The following is a 14,486-nucleotide window of genomic DNA, read 5'->3' as shown; positions in this document are numbered from 1 at the left end:
CATCAGTGGGCGTGCTCCGGAGGAGCAAAGAGGATGAGTTCGACGCGTTCCTCGCCTTCGACGTAGGCATCATGCCCGGGCGGGATTTCAAAGAAGTCGCCCGGGACAATCGTCGTTTCCAGCCCCGATTCAACCATCCGCACGACCAAGGTCCCGGACAGTGAATACCCCGTGTGGTGCATCGGGCAAATATCGGGATTTCCGAGAAGCGGCTTTTCGTCTTTTTCCCACGTCCACCCCGGCTCAAAAACCGCATGCATTCCAGTGGACCCGGTGCTCCCCATGGTGACTATTCTAATGCCACCGGCATCTTTCATGTCGAGCGCGTCGTCCGGCGCGTCGAACCTGCGCGTTTCAATTGGCTGGGCCATTTCTTGTCGCCTCCGATCCCCGCCACGATGTTCCTGCCGCCAGGCTTTCTCAAGTTCACTCTTTGAAGCAACCGGCTACAAAATCTGAAGCTTCAAGCGAGGGCGTCGAATGTCTCCAATTGGATAGAAAGCGGACGATCCTCGCGTCAATCCGCCAAAGGCCTCGGGTCGAAAAGCGCCTGCGGCAACGGAGCTACGATCCGCAGCAGGCGAGCATTCAATTCAAGCATTTCATTCACTTCTGCAATCTCCTCCGTGGCCACTATGCTTGTCGACCGCACCAGATCCTCTGATTGCTTTCGTGCAAACTCTACCCCCGTCTTTGCATCCTTTCGGAACACGTCGCCGGCCAAAATTTCCGCGATTATTCTCGGCGTTAGGCTGATACCAAGATGAGCGGCGGCCGCCGACAGCGCGACGCCGCGATGCGCGTCGAACTGTTCCGCATGAAGAACAGAGCAGCGTTGCGAAAGGTCGCTCGATAGCAACTTGTGGAACCAGTACTGCGTGAGCAACCACCCCATCCCGGCCAGTTGCAAGTCGGTAAGTCCAGCGCATGTCTGCATATCGGTCGGGAATACGGGCCCGGAGTATTCAGTTGCTTTGAGATAGACCTGACGCCCCCATTGGCGCCCTTTCAGCCCCTTGCGGATTATGGCCTCGAGAAAATGCGTGGCCGTATTCGTCATCAAGATGGCGCTGGCCTCTGGGCATAGCCTGAGCAGTTGGGGGGCCAGACCATTGGCAAAATTGCTCGGCTTGACGATGACAGCCGTGCCGCTCCCATGGCGGCGCGCGAGCAATCTCGCAATCGAGGTGACCAGCGCATCATCAGGACTCCCCATCTGCGCCAGACTGTTCAAAATTCCCGGCTCGTTCAGCACGACCGTCGAACCGGGAACATCGAGTGCTTTTGCCATCAAGGTGGACAAGCAGAACCCGGAATGAAAGATGAAACCAATCGGTCCGCCCTCTGGCCTCATCAGCCTGACTTCATCGAGTGACACCTTAGCTGAAGTCAGCCCGGTAATCGACGCGAGGAAGCCTGCGTCTCGCTAGATGCCGGGGCTTGTTCTTACAAAGGTCACCGAATTCGTTGCGAGGTCGATCGCGTGGGGCAGCCAGTGGGCGTCTTCGGCAAGTTCGGAGCGGTCGACCATCGCACGACCCTGTAGGGAAGCATCCGATGTCCGCAATGGGTCGCTGTCAGTCCCTCGCGTCAACGTCCGGAAATGGGTGGGAAGCGGAAGTCCACCAATGGTCGACCGGTCGGAGCGGTCAGGTGTCTTACTTCCTGACCGGGTTCGACCAAGGCGAGGATCCAGCCTCGTCGGGTTCCTTGCGAAACAGGAAGAATATCCCGATCGAGCCCCAGTCATCGACGCGGATGCTATGGAACCGCTCGATCCCGTGCCGTGCGAGCATCTCAATTATCCGCTCGACGCGATAGTGATTCATTTCCATGGCGAGACTGTTCCAGGACCGGCCCATTGCCAGATTGCCGAAGGTCCGAAGCACGCGATTACGTTTGACGAAGTTGCGAAGGGAGGATTTGAACCTGCCGGTCGCGGGCAAAATGGTCATATGCAATGCGCCTATGCCACCGGCCCTGACCGACTTGATCAACTGCTCTATAATCGGTTCACCGCAGGCAACGGGAATGTGCTGGAGCACGATGTAGCTATGCACCAGATCATAGCTTTCGGGCTGCAGGAAATTCTGATCGAGCGAATTGGCGTAAGTCAGGTTTTCTTGGCAATTCGCCAACGCGTTGCGGCGAGCCTCAGCCAGCATTCCGGGTGCGATGTCGAGGCCGACGACTGAATCGAATTCCCTGCCCATGGCCTGAGTGATCCGGCCAACGCCGCAGCCAAAATCGAGTGCATTGCCGATGGCAATGTCGCCGAAGAGATTTTTGAGGACTTCTATCAGTTGGCGGACGTGAACGTCGCCCGAGGCAAAGAATTCATCCCTTAAGGGCTCGGCCAACGTCCGCCCTGAATATTCCGGACGAGAAAGAACGCCAAAGTAAGGATTTTCCTCACCGAAGGCTTTCCAATCCTGTGCTGCACAATGTTGGAACATGCCGCCCACTCGCTTACAACACGTCGATTATTAACACCGTGATCATGTCAGATAGTCTGAGCAAACGGAACCGAGGTATGAGCACTATTTGGGATAGTCTGATTGCCGTTTGGATCAATTGCAGAGAGAACACGGAGCCCGCATTCGCACGCACGAACTGAAGTTGGGTCCGCTTTCGGAAAGCGCCGATTTCTGGCTTTACATCCGCAATGGCTCGAAAGCAGACATTCGCCTGACGCGCGGCTAAGGTCCGTCGAGGCTGTAACGGAATCTCCCATGTCCACCGACGATACCATCGTACAGACGCCTGACGGGCCCATGACCTGGGCCGAGTGGAAGAAGAAGAATCCGGTGCAGATCCCCTCGCGCCGCACGAAGGGGAAGAAGCTGCCGGTGAAGGTGAAGCGGTTTACCTCGGACCCTTGAAGGGCCGTCAGGGCATGAAGCCGAATGCGATCCGGGTGAAACCGTTCGGTGAGACGCCAGAACCGAACGACCACGGGTACCAGGTGCAGCGCCAACGTGAGGTTGCTCGCATTTCGCTCGAAAGCTGACGGCCTACTTTCCTACATCGCGTCTTTCCGACAAGATGCTCGGATGACCGCTGCACATCATTCTCACCGTCGGCATTTCCGGCCCGCATCCGGACCCGAAAAATTTGCTCCTGAACAGTGTGCCAACTGTGCCAAGTCCTACAAAATGATCGTTAGCGGAGGACCAGCATGACCGAAGCGATTCTCGAACCCGAGCTGGCGATCATCGATCCGCACCACCATTTATGGGACTTGCGGCCGCTGCTGTCCGCCTTCCCGGAACCGCGGCACGACTTCCTCGAAGCGCTGGTCGGCGCGCCGTACTACACCTTCGACGCGCTCCAGTCGGACACGCAGAGCGGCCACCGGGTGCTCGGCACCGTGTTCATGGAATGCGGCGCGTTCTACGATGCCAGCCGGGGGGAGGCGCTCAAGACCGTCGGCGAGGTCGAGTTCGTCAACGGCGTTGCGGCGCAGGGGGCGAGCGGGCTTTATGGCGAGTACCGCCCCTGCTCGGCGATTGTCGGCCATGCCGACCTCACGCTCGGCAGCAAGGCGGGCGAGGTGCTCGACGCGCTGCAGGCTGCCTCGCCGCGCTTCGTAGGCATCCGCCACGCCGCAGCGTGGGACGCCGATCCCGAGGTCCTCGGGCCACCGTTCCATCATCCGCGAGGCCTCTACCTCGACCCCAAGTTCCGCGAAGGCTTTGGGGAGTTGGGCAAGCGTGGGCTGACCTTCGATGCCTGGCTGCTCGAGCCGCAGCTCGGCGACGTTCTCGACCTCGCGCGCGCCTTTCCCGACCAGCCGATCGTGCTCGACCATTGCGGCACCCCGCTCGGCATCGCCAGCTACAAAGGCAAGCTGCCCGAGCACTTCGATCGCTGGCGCGCGAGCATCCGCGCGATCGCCCAATGCGAAAACGTGACGGTCAAGCTCGGCGGACTGGCGATGGCGTTCTGCCAGCTGCCCGACCGCGGACCCGCCGCCGGGCTCGGCTCGGAGATCCTGGCGGCGATGTGGCGGCCCTATATCGAGACCTGCATCGAGGCGTTCGGGCCGTCGCGCGCGATGTTCGAAAGCAACTACCCCGTCGATCGCTGGGGCGCGAGTTATCCGGTGCTGTGGAATGCGTTCAAGCGGCTCGTGACCGGCGCTTCGGAGGGCGAGAAGCGCGACCTTTTCGCGGGCACCGCCGCGCGGGTGTACGGTATGGAGGGTCTGCTCGTCCAAGCGTGATACGCCCGCCCGGCCGTGGCTTGCCGGAGAGCGGAGACACGCTAAGGTGGCGGCAAGAGGGGCAAGACATGGCTCGACGACATAGCAAGCGCGCGGCGCCTTGGCGCCGGACGATGCAGACCGCGTCGACCCTCGTGATCGCCGGTTTCGCCGCCACCGGCTGCGAAAGCGAAGTCGACCGGTCGTCAGTATTCCTCGCTGCGCAGGTGCAGCCAGCAGCGCCTCCTGTTGCCGCGCCGGCGCCTGCCGCCCCGCACAACGTAGCCAAGGTCGCCCCGCCCGACCGGACGGCCGCTCCGCCTGGTATGATTGCAACTGCTCCGGTGCCCGAGCTCGCTCCGATGCTGGACTTTCCACCACTCGCGGGTGCCGGCCTCGAATCGAAATCGGAGCTGGCGGTCATCGAACCAAGCGGGAATGCCGAGCCCGAGCAGGCGATCGCTGCGGTCAATGTGGAAGCATCCCCGCAGGCCGCAGTCGGACTTTTCGAGGTCGATTCCCCGATGCTCGGGCTGTCCGAGGTAGCGTACGTGCCGCAAATTTCCGACAGCGTGCGCGCCGCCTACATCGCCCAGGTCGACGCCGCGCAGCCTGGCCAGCGCATGGCGGTGCGCGCGGGCGACCAGCTTCTCGGCGAGGTGCAGTTCCAGGTCGTCGACGGGGTCGTCTCGGTGCATATCGGGCAGGTGCTCGATTTGTTCGAAGCCCAGATGGACACCGTCCGCTTCGCCGAGCTCCGCAGTTCCAGTTCGGCAGCCGAGTTCGTCTCGCTCGACCGGCTCCAGGGCGCCGGCATCCCGCTCGACTATAATGCCGCCTACGACGAGCTGACGCTCGACTCCCTCGGCGGCTGATCTTCCGGAGATAATCTGCATGGCCTTGCCCGCCCCGTTCGATCGCCTGCGCCTGCCCGTCATCGGCTCCCCGCTGTTTATCATCTCGGGCCCTGAGTTGGTCATCGCCCAGTGCAAGGCGGGCATCGTCGGCGCCTTCCCGGCGTTGAACGCCCGTCCATCTGGGGTGCTCGACGAGTGGCTTCACCGGATTACGGAGGAACTGGCGCAGCACAACCGAGATAATCCGGACCGCCCCGCCGCGCCTTATGCGGTCAACCAGATCGTTCACAAGTCCAACAATCGCCTCGACGAGGACATGGCGGTCTGCGCCAAGTGGGCGGTGCCGATGGTGATCACCTCCCTCGGGGCGCGGGAGGATGTCTTCGCGGCCGTCTCGGGCTGGGGCGGGATCACGCTCCATGACGTGATCAACGACCGCTTCGCGAGGAAAGCGATCGAGAAAGGCGCGACAGGGCTGATCCCGGTGGCCGCGGGCGCCGGCGGGCACGCCGGCACCCTCTCGCCTTTCGCAATGATGCAGGAGATCCGCACCTGGTTCGAAGGACCTGTCGCGCTATCGGGTGCGATCGCGCACGGCCGCTCGGTGCTGGCGGCGCAGGCAATGGGCGCCGACTTTGCCTATATTGGCAGCCCGTGGATCGCCACGCACGAGGCCAACGCCGACCAGCGCTACAAGGATGCGATCGTGGAAGCGCGGGCCGACGGCATCGTCTATTCGAACTTGTTCACCGGCGTGCACGGGAACTACTTGCGCAGCTCGATCGAGGCGGCCGGGATGGATCCCGAGAACCTGCCGCAAAGCGATCCCAGCGCGATGAACTTCGGCTCCGGCGGCAATACCGAAGCCAAGGCGTGGAAAGACATCTGGGGCTCCGGCCAGGGGGTCGGCATGGTCGCCGCGGTCGAGAGTGTCGCGGAGCGGGTAGATCGTCTGGCGGCCGAGTATCGGGCGGCGAAGGAGGAATTGGCCACCAAGGTGCTGTGACCCTAGAACACCCCGGCCGAAAGACCCTCGGCCAGCGCTGTGCCGAGATCCCGGCAAGCGGCAAGCGCTTCGGGTGGCACGGTCTTCGAGGCGAGGATGGCTTGGGGCGACTGCGCTTGAAGATTTACGATGATCGGATCGGCAACGCGCCGCAGCCGCCAGCCGGTTGCGATCCGGTCGATCTGTCGCTGGGCGCCCTGTCCATCCGACCCGGCGGCGATAAGGGTCGCATACGGCCGTCCCTCGACCTGGCCGAGGACAGGGTAATAGCACCGGTCGAACATCTCCTTCATGAGCCCGCTCATGCTCGCGAGGTTTTCCGGACAGACGAACAGGTAGCCTCCTGCGGCCAGCAGGTCCGCCGGCTCCACCTCCCCGGCCGTCAGCAGGCTCGCCCTTCCCTCCGCACCTGCGTGCGCCGCGCGAGCCATCGCCTCGGCGGCTCCGGTGCGGCTGTGCCAGGCGATGAGCAACGGCGCGTTCACCGGCAGAACCATCGCGCCCCGTTGTCGATAGTCAACCCTGGCCGGGTATGCCCAATGCATCGCTTGGGCTAGGTAGCCGCCATGGCATCGGCGTCGCTCTCCTCCGTCTTTGGCGTCGATTGCTCGCTGTCGGGCAAGGCATGGCGCTGGCGCGGCGGCAACATGGACTTGGGCCATGCCGCTGGCGCGCTTGACGATGTGGTCACACAGCTCCTGCTGTCCCGCGGGGTGCCGCGTGATGACCTGGATAGACATCGCTCGCCAACGTTGCGGGCGTTCCTGCCCGATCCGTCGATCTTCCAGGACATGGATGCCGCAGCGGAGCGCCTTGCCCAGGCTGTGATGGCCGCTGAAGCTGTCACCATCTTCGGGGACTACGACGTAGATGGCGCGACCAGCGCCGCCTTGCTCGTACGGCTCCTGCGGATGCTGGGCCATGACGCCCGCTATTACATCCCCGACCGCCTGCTCGAAGGCTACGGGCCCAGTGGGGCAGCACTGGTCCGGCTGGCCGAGGAGGGGTCGAGCCTGATCGTCACGGTCGATTGCGGCGCGATGGCGCACGAGGCCTTGGCGCAGGCGCATGCTGCGGGCGTGGACGTGATCGTGGTCGATCACCACAAATGTGCTGCCGAGAACCCGGTCGCCGCTGCGCTGGTCAACCCTAACCGCCTCGACGAAAGCGCCGAAGGGGCCGAGCATGGCCACCTGGCGGCAGTGGGAGTGGCGTTCCTGCTAGCTGTCGCGGTGGTTCGCACGCTGCGCACGCACGGATACTTCTCCGAGCAGCGAGAGCCCGACCTCATGAGCCTGCTCGATCTGGTGGCATTGGGAACCGTAGCCGATGTCGCGCAGATTCGCGGTCTCAACCGGGCCTTCGTTGCTCAAGGCCTCAAGGTCATGGCGCGGCGCGCGAACAACGGCATGGCCGCGCTGATCGATGCCAGCCGGCTGAAGCGGGCCCCTGCCTGCAGCGATCTGGGATTCGCTCTCGGACCGCGTATCAACGCGGGCGGGAGGGTGGGCGAGGCCAGCCTCGGCGTCCGTTTGCTGATCACCGAATGCCCTGACGAAGCTGCCGCAATCGCCGCCCAGCTATCGGCGCTAAACGACGAGCGCCGTGCCATTGAAGCCGAGGTGCAGGCGGCCGCGGAAGCGATGCTCGAGGGACAGCACAACCGCGCGGTACACGTTCTCGCGGGCAAAGGTTGGCATCCGGGGGTGATCGGCATCGTCGCCGGCCGGATCAAGGAGAAGACCGGCAAGCCCGCCCTGGTGATCGCGCTCGACGGAGACACCGGCAAGGGTTCGGGCCGCTCGATTGCCGGGGTCGATCTCGGGGCAGCCATCATTTCCGCTCGCGACGAAGGTCTGCTCGTCGCTGGCGGAGGCCATGCGATGGCCGCCGGGCTGACGGTGTCGTCCGACAAACTCGGTGCGCTTGCAGATTGGCTCGACGCGCGACTTGGCACGATCGTGGCGCGCTCGCGAGAGGGAGAGTCGCTGTCGCTCGACCTCGCGCTCGCCCCGGGGGGGCTCACGCCCGATCTGGTCGAGGCGCTCGATGCCGCGGGGCCTTTCGGAATGGGGTGGCCGGGGCCGCGCGTGGCCATAGGCCCCGTTCGCCTTATCAAGGCGGAAGAAGTGGGCACCGGTCACGTTCGCGGCGTCGCCAGCGGGCTCGATGGACGAAGCTTTAAGATGATTGCGTTCCGTGCCGCCGAGACACCTCTCGGGCAGGCCCTGCTGCAGGGTGCCCGCGGCCGCACGCTGTGGCTCGCCGGGCGGCCGAAGATAGACGACTGGGGCGACCGCCCACAGGCCGAACTCCATCTCGAGGATGCGGCCTGGGCCGACTGAGGAGAACGCCGATGTTCAGCCACGTCACGTTGGGTACCAACGACTGGCAGCGCGCACGGCCTTTCTGGATCGCACTTATGGAAGTGCTGGGCCACCCCGTCTTGTTCGAACGCGAAGGGGGAATGGCGTTCGGGCTACCGACCGGCCCCAAAACGTTCGTAGGGCCCACGTACGACGGCCACGCAGCTCGTGCCGGCAACGGCGTCCACATCGCCTATCTCGCGAACGATCGGGCGACTGTCGACGCGTTTCACGCGGCCGCGCTGGCCAACGGCGGCACCGACGAAGGAGCGCCCGGCCTGCGACCGCATTACCACCCCAACTACTATGGCGCCTACGTTCGCGACCCCGACGGCAACAAGCTGCAGGCGGTCTGCCATTCCTCGACCGGATAGCCGTTTCCGCAGGGTTGACCGCGCATCGGCCCGCCCCTAAGGCGCCCGCCACGCTTCCGGGCGTGGCCCCTTCGTCTAGCGGTTAGGACGCGGCCCTTTCACGGCTGAAACACGGGTTCGATTCCCGTAGGGGTCACCATCGGAAGCAAAGCCATCTACCGGATGGCCCCTTCGTCTAGCGGTTAGGACGCGGCCCTCTCACGGCTGAAACACGGGTTCGATTCCCGTAGGGGTCACCAAACTTTCAGACATATTGTGACAGCGCGCGGCGAAGGCTGGCGCTCCCCCGAGCGGGCCGCTAATGGCCCGGTGCGATGGAGCCGCGCCGTTCCCTTCCCTGGCCCGGTATCGCCCTCGCGGTGCTCGGCGGAGTCGGCATGCTTCTCTTGGGAGCGCAAGTGTGGCTCGCGCTCTCCGTTCTCCTCCTGTGGCTGGGCTCACTTTATCTGGCCATCGCTGAGCCGCCACCTGTCGCGGTCGCTCCATCGACCGGGAGGCTCACCCGCGATTCGATGGCCGACCTCATCGAGCACTCCGGAATCCCCCTGCTGCTTACTGAAGCCGGGCGGATTTCGATCGCCAATCAAGCCGCGCGAGAGGTTCTCGGCGGGCATATAGTGGGGCAGGATGTACGCGTCGCCCTGCGCCATCCAGACGCCGTGGCGCTAACCGATAGCGAACACGCAGAGGTGGCAACCATCAAGGGTCTTGCCCGGCGGCATGACAACTGGCGTGTGAGCCGCCAGCCGCTGGGCGACGGCCTCGCCGTAATCGAAATGATCAACCGCACGGCGGAGGCGGACATCAGTCGCTCGCATACGGATTTTGTCGCCAATGCCAGTCACGAGCTGCGTACCCCGCTGGCGTCGATCATCGGCTATGCTGAAACACTTGTGGAAGAGCAGGACGGCGGCGATCCGGCCACCCGCGCGCGGTTCCTCCAGACCATCCTTCGCGAATCGAGGCGGCTGAAGGGGCTAGTGGACGACCTGATGTCGCTGTCACGGATTGAAGCGGAAAAGCACGAGCAGCCGGCGGCGCGCGTCGATCTCGCTCCGCTGGTGGATCGATCCGCGCGTGACGCCGCTGGAGTCGACCGCGTGGCCCGTCTGCAGTTCGATTTGACTGAAGGCCTCGTGGTCCGCGGTGACGAACAGCAACTCGAGCAATTGGTGCGCAATCTCGTCGACAACGCGCTCAAGTATGGCGCTGACGGCGGCCAAGTGGCTGTATCGCTTGCCAAGGGACATGGATTCAACGCGCGATTGACCGTGGCGGATCAAGGGGAAGGCATCCCCGCCGAGCACCTGCCCCATCTCACTCGCCGGTTCTACCGCACGGACCCCGGCCGCAGCCTCGCATCGGGCGGGACCGGATTGGGACTGGCTATCGTCAAGCATATTGTCGAGCGGCATCGCGGCAAGCTGGACATCGCCAGCAAGCACGGCGAGGGGACCGCGGTGACGGTGCGGCTTCCCTTGATCCGCCAAGACGCGGGCTCGATGTCATGAAAGTGTCACCGAACCGTAGCATGGACCGGTCGATCGTGCCGCTAATCCCCAATTCTTGATGTCGCACTCGTTGCTCCTCCTCCTGACGGTGGGCCTCGCGCTGGCCGGTTGGTTGGCTGGCCGCGCTCGCGCGTGGAGCTTCAGGCGCGCCGGCGCGGGGGTCCGGTTGGCCGCCTTGCCAAGTTATCATGGTTGGTACGTCGCACTATGGGTGGCCGTGCCCCTGCTGGCGTTCGTAGCACTATGGAGCGCCGTTTCACCGATACTGGTGCAACAGGCCGTCTTGGCCGACCCGGCCGCCGCGGCCCTCCCTCCATTCGACTTCCAGCGAAGCGCGATCCTCGGGCAGGCTTACGCGGTCGCGACGGGCGCAGCAGCGACCACCGCGCATCCTGACGCTGACGCACTCGTTCAGCCTTTCCGCGACGCCATCGGTCGCTTTCGGCTGATAGGCATTCTCGCCACGATCGGTCTCGCGATTGCTGGCGGCGGGTGGGCGTTCCTGCGCCTCAAACCGCAGTTCACCGCGCGCACGCGGGTCGAACGCATCGTGCTCGCGATCCTGCTTGTCGCCTCGCTGGTGGCGATCCTCACGACTCTCGGCATCCTCGTAAGCCTGGTGTTCGAGACCGTGCGCTACTTCGGGATGGTCTCGCCGCTCGATTTCCTGTTCGGAACGCACTGGGCGCCCGACCCGATGGTAAGCCCTACCTCAGCCGACGGGACACGCTACGGCGCTATCCCGCTGTTCTGGGGGACCATCTTCATCGGTGCGATCATCGCAATGATCGTGGCCATACCGTTGGGCCTGATGAGCGCGATCTATCTGACCCAATACGCCGGGGCGAAATGGCGCAAATGGCTCAAGCCCGCGCTCGAAATTCTCGCCGGCGTGCCCACGGTCGTCTACGGTTACTTTGCCGCCCTCACGGTCGCACCTGCCATTCGCGATCTTGCGCAGAGTGCCGGGATATCGAGCGCCAGCTCCGAAAGCGCATTGGCCGCCGGCCTGGTAATGGGCGTGATGATCATTCCCTTCGTTTCGTCGATGGCCGACGACAGCATCGCCGCCGTGCCGCAAGCCATGCGCGATGGCAGCTTGGCGATGGGCGCGACGAAGTCCGAAACAATCCGCCGGGTGCTGATACCGGCCGCCCTACCCGGCATCGTCGCCGGGATCATGCTCGCTGTCAGCCGCGCGATCGGCGAGACCATGATCGTGGTCATGGCCGCTTCGACCGCCGCCAACCTCAGCGCGAACCCACTGGAGGCGATGACGACGGTGACGGTGCAGATCGTAGCGATGCTCACGGGTGAAGGCAGTTTCGATCATCCCGCCACCTTGAGCGCTTTCGCGCTCGGGTTCGTCCTGTTCCTCGTCACGTTGGCGCTCAATTTTGTGGCGCTGCGTGTCGTCCGCAGGTTCCGCGAGGCCTATGACTGAGTCCCAAGCCCCCACACGCACGCCGGCATTCGAGCGACGCTTGCGCCAGCGTTACGCCGCGGAGAAGCGGTTCAAGGCGCTCGGCCTCGGAGCGATCCTCGTTTCGGTCGCCGTCCTGTTATTCTTGCTGACGACGATGATTGGCAACGGCATCGGGGGCTTCCAGCGTGCGGAGTTATCCGTCCCCATCGATTTCCCCCAGGCGGGGTTATCAGTAGACACCTCGGTTAGCGACCGAAGCGAGGCGATGCGCCGATTGGAGAGTCAGGGCCTGCCGGAAACCGTGCGGTTCTTCGCCTCTCAGGCATTGGGGGATGCAGCCGCGGACGAAATCTCCGGCGAAGCTTGGCGCGAGGTGGGCAATGCCGTGCTCGACGATCCCTCGATGCTCCAGCGCAAGGAGCTCTTCGCCTTGCCAGCCGGCCCCAGTCTATCGGCTGCCCTCGCCGGTGAAGGCAATGCAGCAGATCGCGCGTTGGCTGAACGTCTTTCAAGCGAGGGCAAGCTTCGCGAGGTGTTCGATCCCGGCTTCCTTGCCCGGTCGGACGCGACCGATCCCCAAGCCGTGGGCATTTGGGGCGCACTGAAGGGATCGATGCTGACCATGTTGGTAACGCTGCTCCTCGCGTTTCCCATCGGTGTACTAGCCGCGCTCTACCTCGAGGAATACGCCCCAAAGAACAACTGGACCGACCTGATCGAAGTCTCGATCAATAACCTGGCCGCCGTTCCTTCTATCATCTTCGGCTTGCTTGGTCTGGCTGTCTTCTTGTGGGTCTTTCCCGATCTGAGATCAGCTCCGTTGATCGGTGGCATGACCCTGGCGCTGATGACCATGCCGGTCATCGTCATCTCCGGACGGAACGCCATCAAGGCGGTCCCGCCCAGCATCCGCGATGGCGCTCTGGCGATCGGCGCTTCACCGGTTCAGGTCGTATTCCACCACGTCCTCCCGCTGGCCCTGCCCGGTATCCTCACAGGCACCATCATCGGCATGGCTCGCGCGCTGGGAGAGACCGCACCGCTACTCATGATCGGCATGCGCGCATTCGTCGCCACCCCGCCCGACGGTTTCACGTCGCCGGCCACGGTCCTCCCGGTCCAGATATTCCTGTGGTCGGACGAGATCGATCGCGGCTTCGTCGAACGGACCAGCGCCGCGATTATCGTATTGCTGCTCTTCTTGCTCGTGATGAACGGGCTCGCGATCTACCTTCGCAACAAATTCGAGAAAACCTGGTGACCTTAATCCATCCCAATCTCGCCTCGACCGAACCGAAGATGCGCGCACGCGACGTTTCCGTGTTCTACGGCAACAAGAAAGCGATCGATGAAGTGTCCATCGACGTTCCTGCCGAGTACGTCACCGCCTTCATTGGCCCGTCGGGTTGCGGCAAGTCGACCTTCCTGCGCGCGCTGAATCGCATGAACGACACAATCCCCGGCGCTCGCGTCGAGGGGAGCATCGAGCTCGACGGCGAGGATATCTATCAGTCTGGCATGGACGTGGTTCAGCTGCGCGCGCGCGTTGGCATGGTGTTCCAGAAGCCCAATCCCTTTCCGAAGTCGATATTCGAAAACGTAGCTTACGGGCCCCGCATTCATGGTCTAGCCGAAGGGAAGGCGGAGCTCGAGGCCATCGTCGAGCGTTCGCTGCAGCGCGCCGGCCTATGGAACGAGGTGAAGGATCGTCTCGCCGATAGCGGCACCGCGCTTTCCGGCGGGCAGCAACAACGGCTTTGCATAGCTCGCGCGATCGCCGTGGACCCTGAAGTGATCCTGATGGACGAGCCCTGCTCGGCCCTGGACCCGATCGCCACGGCGCGGATCGAGGAGCTCATAAGCGATCTCAAAGGCCGCTACGCAATTGTGATCGTCACGCACTCGATGCAGCAGGCTGCGCGCGTCAGTCAGCGGACGGCGTTCTTTCACCTCGGGAAGATGGTAGAATACGGCCGCACATCGGACATCTTCACCAATCCGCTCGAAGAGCGCACAAAAGACTACATCACGGGCCGGTACGGCTAGGGGAACGGGCATGGAGCACCACACCGTCAAGGCGTTCGACGAGGACATCACCCGGCTGCGCGGACTGATCGCGGAAATGGGTGGCATGGCCGAGGTTGCTTTGCAGAAAGCGATGGACGCGCTCGTCAGAGGCGACGAGGTGCTCGCCGAGCGGATCATCGCCGACGACAAGAAGATCGACGCGATCGAGGCGGAAGTCGACAAATTGGCCGTGCGCATCATCGCACTGCGCGCACCGATGGCGGACGATCTGCGCGAAATCATCGCCGCCCTGAAGATCGCCGGCGTTGTCGAACGGATCGGCGATTATTCGAAGGCCATCGCCAAGGCGAGCCGCCAGATCGAGGATCGCAAGAAGTTCGGCCCGCTGACGCTGGTTCCGGCCATGGGCGAGATTGCAGCCGAAATGGTCCACGACGCGTTGACCGCCTACGCCGCGCGGGACTCCGTGCTAGCTCGCGAGGTCATCGCTATGGATGAGAAAGTCGATAACTTTTACGAATCCATTTTCCGCAATCTGGTCAGCCACATGGTCGAGAATCCTTCGACCATCAGCTCCGCGGCCCAGCTACTTTTCGTGGCGCGCAATATTGAGCGTATCGGCGATCACGCAACAAACGTGGCCGAAATGGTATACTACGCCGCCACCGGGCACTATCTCGCAGACGCGGACAATTGACGCATCGTCGTCGCGAA

The 14,486-nt window shown here is 63.5% G+C and carries 15 protein-coding genes and 2 tRNA genes; 13 read left to right on the top strand and 4 right to left on the bottom strand.

What is annotated here, in order from left to right; all coding sequences use genetic code 11:
- Positions 1-2: 2 nt before the first annotated feature.
- The 3 genes from ACWPM1_RS08000 to ACWPM1_RS07990 all read right to left on the bottom strand — a co-directional run bounded on the left by ACWPM1_RS08000 (position 3) and on the right by ACWPM1_RS07990 (position 2,456).
- Positions 3-371, bottom strand: coding sequence for a hypothetical protein (locus ACWPM1_RS08000; protein WP_455694307.1), 369 nt, complete (start codon positions 369-371; stop codon positions 3-5).
- A 146-nt stretch (positions 372-517) separates the two neighbouring features.
- Positions 518-1,291 (bottom strand): hypothetical protein, encoded by a 774-nt coding sequence (locus tag ACWPM1_RS07995; protein ID WP_455694306.1) that lies wholly within the window; start codon positions 1,289-1,291, stop codon positions 518-520.
- A 367-nt stretch (positions 1,292-1,658) separates the two neighbouring features.
- On the bottom strand, positions 1,659-2,456 hold the full coding sequence (locus ACWPM1_RS07990) for a class I SAM-dependent methyltransferase (RefSeq protein ID WP_455695142.1): 798 nt from the start codon (positions 2,454-2,456) through the stop codon (positions 1,659-1,661).
- Between the two features lie 276 nt (positions 2,457-2,732).
- Between ACWPM1_RS07990 and ACWPM1_RS07985 the strand changes: the two genes are divergently transcribed.
- From ACWPM1_RS07985 to ACWPM1_RS07970, 4 genes are all read left to right on the top strand, one after another.
- A complete protein-coding gene (locus tag ACWPM1_RS07985; protein WP_455694305.1) occupies positions 2,733-2,882 on the top strand; it encodes a hypothetical protein in 150 nt (49 codons plus the stop codon).
- Positions 2,883-3,178: 296 nt separating this feature from the next.
- The gene (locus tag ACWPM1_RS07980) at positions 3,179-4,225 is read left to right on the top strand and encodes an amidohydrolase family protein (RefSeq protein ID WP_455694304.1); all 1,047 of its coding nucleotides are present in this window, start codon (positions 3,179-3,181) and stop codon (positions 4,223-4,225) included.
- A 68-nt stretch (positions 4,226-4,293) separates the two neighbouring features.
- Complete coding sequence (locus ACWPM1_RS07975; protein ID WP_455694303.1) at positions 4,294-5,079, top strand: hypothetical protein; 786 nt, start codon at positions 4,294-4,296, stop codon at positions 5,077-5,079.
- A gap of 19 nt (positions 5,080-5,098) precedes the next feature.
- Complete coding sequence (locus ACWPM1_RS07970; protein WP_455694302.1) at positions 5,099-6,067, top strand: NAD(P)H-dependent flavin oxidoreductase; 969 nt, start codon at positions 5,099-5,101, stop codon at positions 6,065-6,067.
- A 2-nt stretch (positions 6,068-6,069) separates the two neighbouring features.
- Here ACWPM1_RS07970 and ACWPM1_RS07965 read toward each other — a convergent pair whose 3' ends face one another.
- Positions 6,070-6,498 (bottom strand): flavodoxin family protein, encoded by a 429-nt coding sequence (locus ACWPM1_RS07965; protein WP_455695141.1) that lies wholly within the window; start codon positions 6,496-6,498, stop codon positions 6,070-6,072.
- Between the two features lie 135 nt (positions 6,499-6,633).
- Between ACWPM1_RS07965 and recJ the strand changes: the two genes are divergently transcribed.
- From recJ to phoU, 9 genes are all read left to right on the top strand, one after another.
- The gene (gene recJ, locus ACWPM1_RS07960; RefSeq protein ID WP_455694301.1) at positions 6,634-8,412 is read left to right on the top strand and encodes a single-stranded-DNA-specific exonuclease RecJ; all 1,779 of its coding nucleotides are present in this window, start codon (positions 6,634-6,636) and stop codon (positions 8,410-8,412) included.
- 11 nt (positions 8,413-8,423) lie between these two features.
- Positions 8,424-8,807 carry a VOC family protein gene (locus ACWPM1_RS07955; protein ID WP_455694300.1) on the top strand — a complete coding sequence of 128 codons (384 nt, stop codon included), beginning with the start codon at positions 8,424-8,426 and terminating at the stop codon, positions 8,805-8,807.
- Between the two features lie 64 nt (positions 8,808-8,871).
- Positions 8,872-8,946 (top strand) — tRNA-Glu (locus tag ACWPM1_RS07950).
- A gap of 25 nt (positions 8,947-8,971) precedes the next feature.
- A tRNA-Glu gene (locus tag ACWPM1_RS07945) sits at positions 8,972-9,046 on the top strand.
- A 75-nt stretch (positions 9,047-9,121) separates the two neighbouring features.
- Entirely contained in the window at positions 9,122-10,318 is a 1,197-nt protein-coding gene (locus tag ACWPM1_RS07940; protein WP_455694299.1) for a sensor histidine kinase, read from the top strand.
- 58 nt (positions 10,319-10,376) lie between these two features.
- Complete coding sequence (gene pstC, locus ACWPM1_RS07935) at positions 10,377-11,762, top strand: phosphate ABC transporter permease subunit PstC (protein ID WP_455694298.1); 1,386 nt, start codon at positions 10,377-10,379, stop codon at positions 11,760-11,762.
- A complete protein-coding gene (pstA, locus tag ACWPM1_RS07930) occupies positions 11,755-13,005 on the top strand; it encodes a phosphate ABC transporter permease PstA (RefSeq protein ID WP_455694297.1) in 1,251 nt (416 codons plus the stop codon). The genes pstC and pstA overlap by 8 nt, the downstream gene beginning before the upstream one ends.
- Before the next feature lie 38 nt (positions 13,006-13,043).
- The gene (pstB, locus tag ACWPM1_RS07925; RefSeq protein WP_455695140.1) at positions 13,044-13,790 is read left to right on the top strand and encodes a phosphate ABC transporter ATP-binding protein PstB; all 747 of its coding nucleotides are present in this window, start codon (positions 13,044-13,046) and stop codon (positions 13,788-13,790) included.
- A 10-nt stretch (positions 13,791-13,800) separates the two neighbouring features.
- Positions 13,801-14,469, top strand: coding sequence for a phosphate signaling complex protein PhoU (gene phoU / locus ACWPM1_RS07920; RefSeq protein WP_455694296.1), 669 nt, complete (start codon positions 13,801-13,803; stop codon positions 14,467-14,469).
- Positions 14,470-14,486 lie beyond the last annotated feature (17 nt).

It is taken from the genome of Tsuneonella sp. HG249 (genome assembly GCF_053819205.1).
The sequence above is the reverse complement of the archived record's forward strand: the minus strand, read 5'-3'. Positions and strand labels throughout refer to the sequence as shown.

Excerpts from the sequence above, each read along its gene's own strand:
- pstA (WP_455694297.1), top strand. The coding sequence starts at position 11,755 with ATGACTGAGTCCCAAGCCCCCACACGCACGCCGGCATTCGAGCGACGC.
- ACWPM1_RS07980 (WP_455694304.1), top strand. The coding sequence starts at position 3,179 with ATGACCGAAGCGATTCTCGAACCCGAGCTGGCGATCATCGATCCGCAC.
- recJ (WP_455694301.1), top strand. The coding sequence starts at position 6,634 with ATGGCATCGGCGTCGCTCTCCTCCGTCTTTGGCGTCGATTGCTCGCTG.
- ACWPM1_RS07990 (WP_455695142.1), bottom strand. The coding sequence starts at position 2,456 with ATGTTCCAACATTGTGCAGCACAGGATTGGAAAGCCTTCGGTGAGGAA.
- ACWPM1_RS07995 (WP_455694306.1), bottom strand. The coding sequence starts at position 1,291 with ATGGCAAAAGCACTCGATGTTCCCGGTTCGACGGTCGTGCTGAACGAG.
- ACWPM1_RS07965 (WP_455695141.1), bottom strand. The coding sequence starts at position 6,498 with ATGGCTCGCGCGGCGCACGCAGGTGCGGAGGGAAGGGCGAGCCTGCTG.
- ACWPM1_RS08000 (WP_455694307.1), bottom strand. The coding sequence starts at position 371 with ATGGCCCAGCCAATTGAAACGCGCAGGTTCGACGCGCCGGACGACGCG.
- ACWPM1_RS07955 (WP_455694300.1), top strand. The coding sequence starts at position 8,424 with ATGTTCAGCCACGTCACGTTGGGTACCAACGACTGGCAGCGCGCACGG.
- ACWPM1_RS07970 (WP_455694302.1), top strand. The coding sequence starts at position 5,099 with ATGGCCTTGCCCGCCCCGTTCGATCGCCTGCGCCTGCCCGTCATCGGC.
- phoU (WP_455694296.1), top strand. The coding sequence starts at position 13,801 with ATGGAGCACCACACCGTCAAGGCGTTCGACGAGGACATCACCCGGCTG.
- ACWPM1_RS07940 (WP_455694299.1), top strand. The coding sequence starts at position 9,122 with ATGGAGCCGCGCCGTTCCCTTCCCTGGCCCGGTATCGCCCTCGCGGTG.
- pstC (WP_455694298.1), top strand. The coding sequence starts at position 10,377 with ATGTCGCACTCGTTGCTCCTCCTCCTGACGGTGGGCCTCGCGCTGGCC.
- ACWPM1_RS07975 (WP_455694303.1), top strand. The coding sequence starts at position 4,294 with ATGGCTCGACGACATAGCAAGCGCGCGGCGCCTTGGCGCCGGACGATG.
- pstB (WP_455695140.1), top strand. The coding sequence starts at position 13,044 with ATGCGCGCACGCGACGTTTCCGTGTTCTACGGCAACAAGAAAGCGATC.
- ACWPM1_RS07985 (WP_455694305.1), top strand. The coding sequence starts at position 2,733 with ATGTCCACCGACGATACCATCGTACAGACGCCTGACGGGCCCATGACC.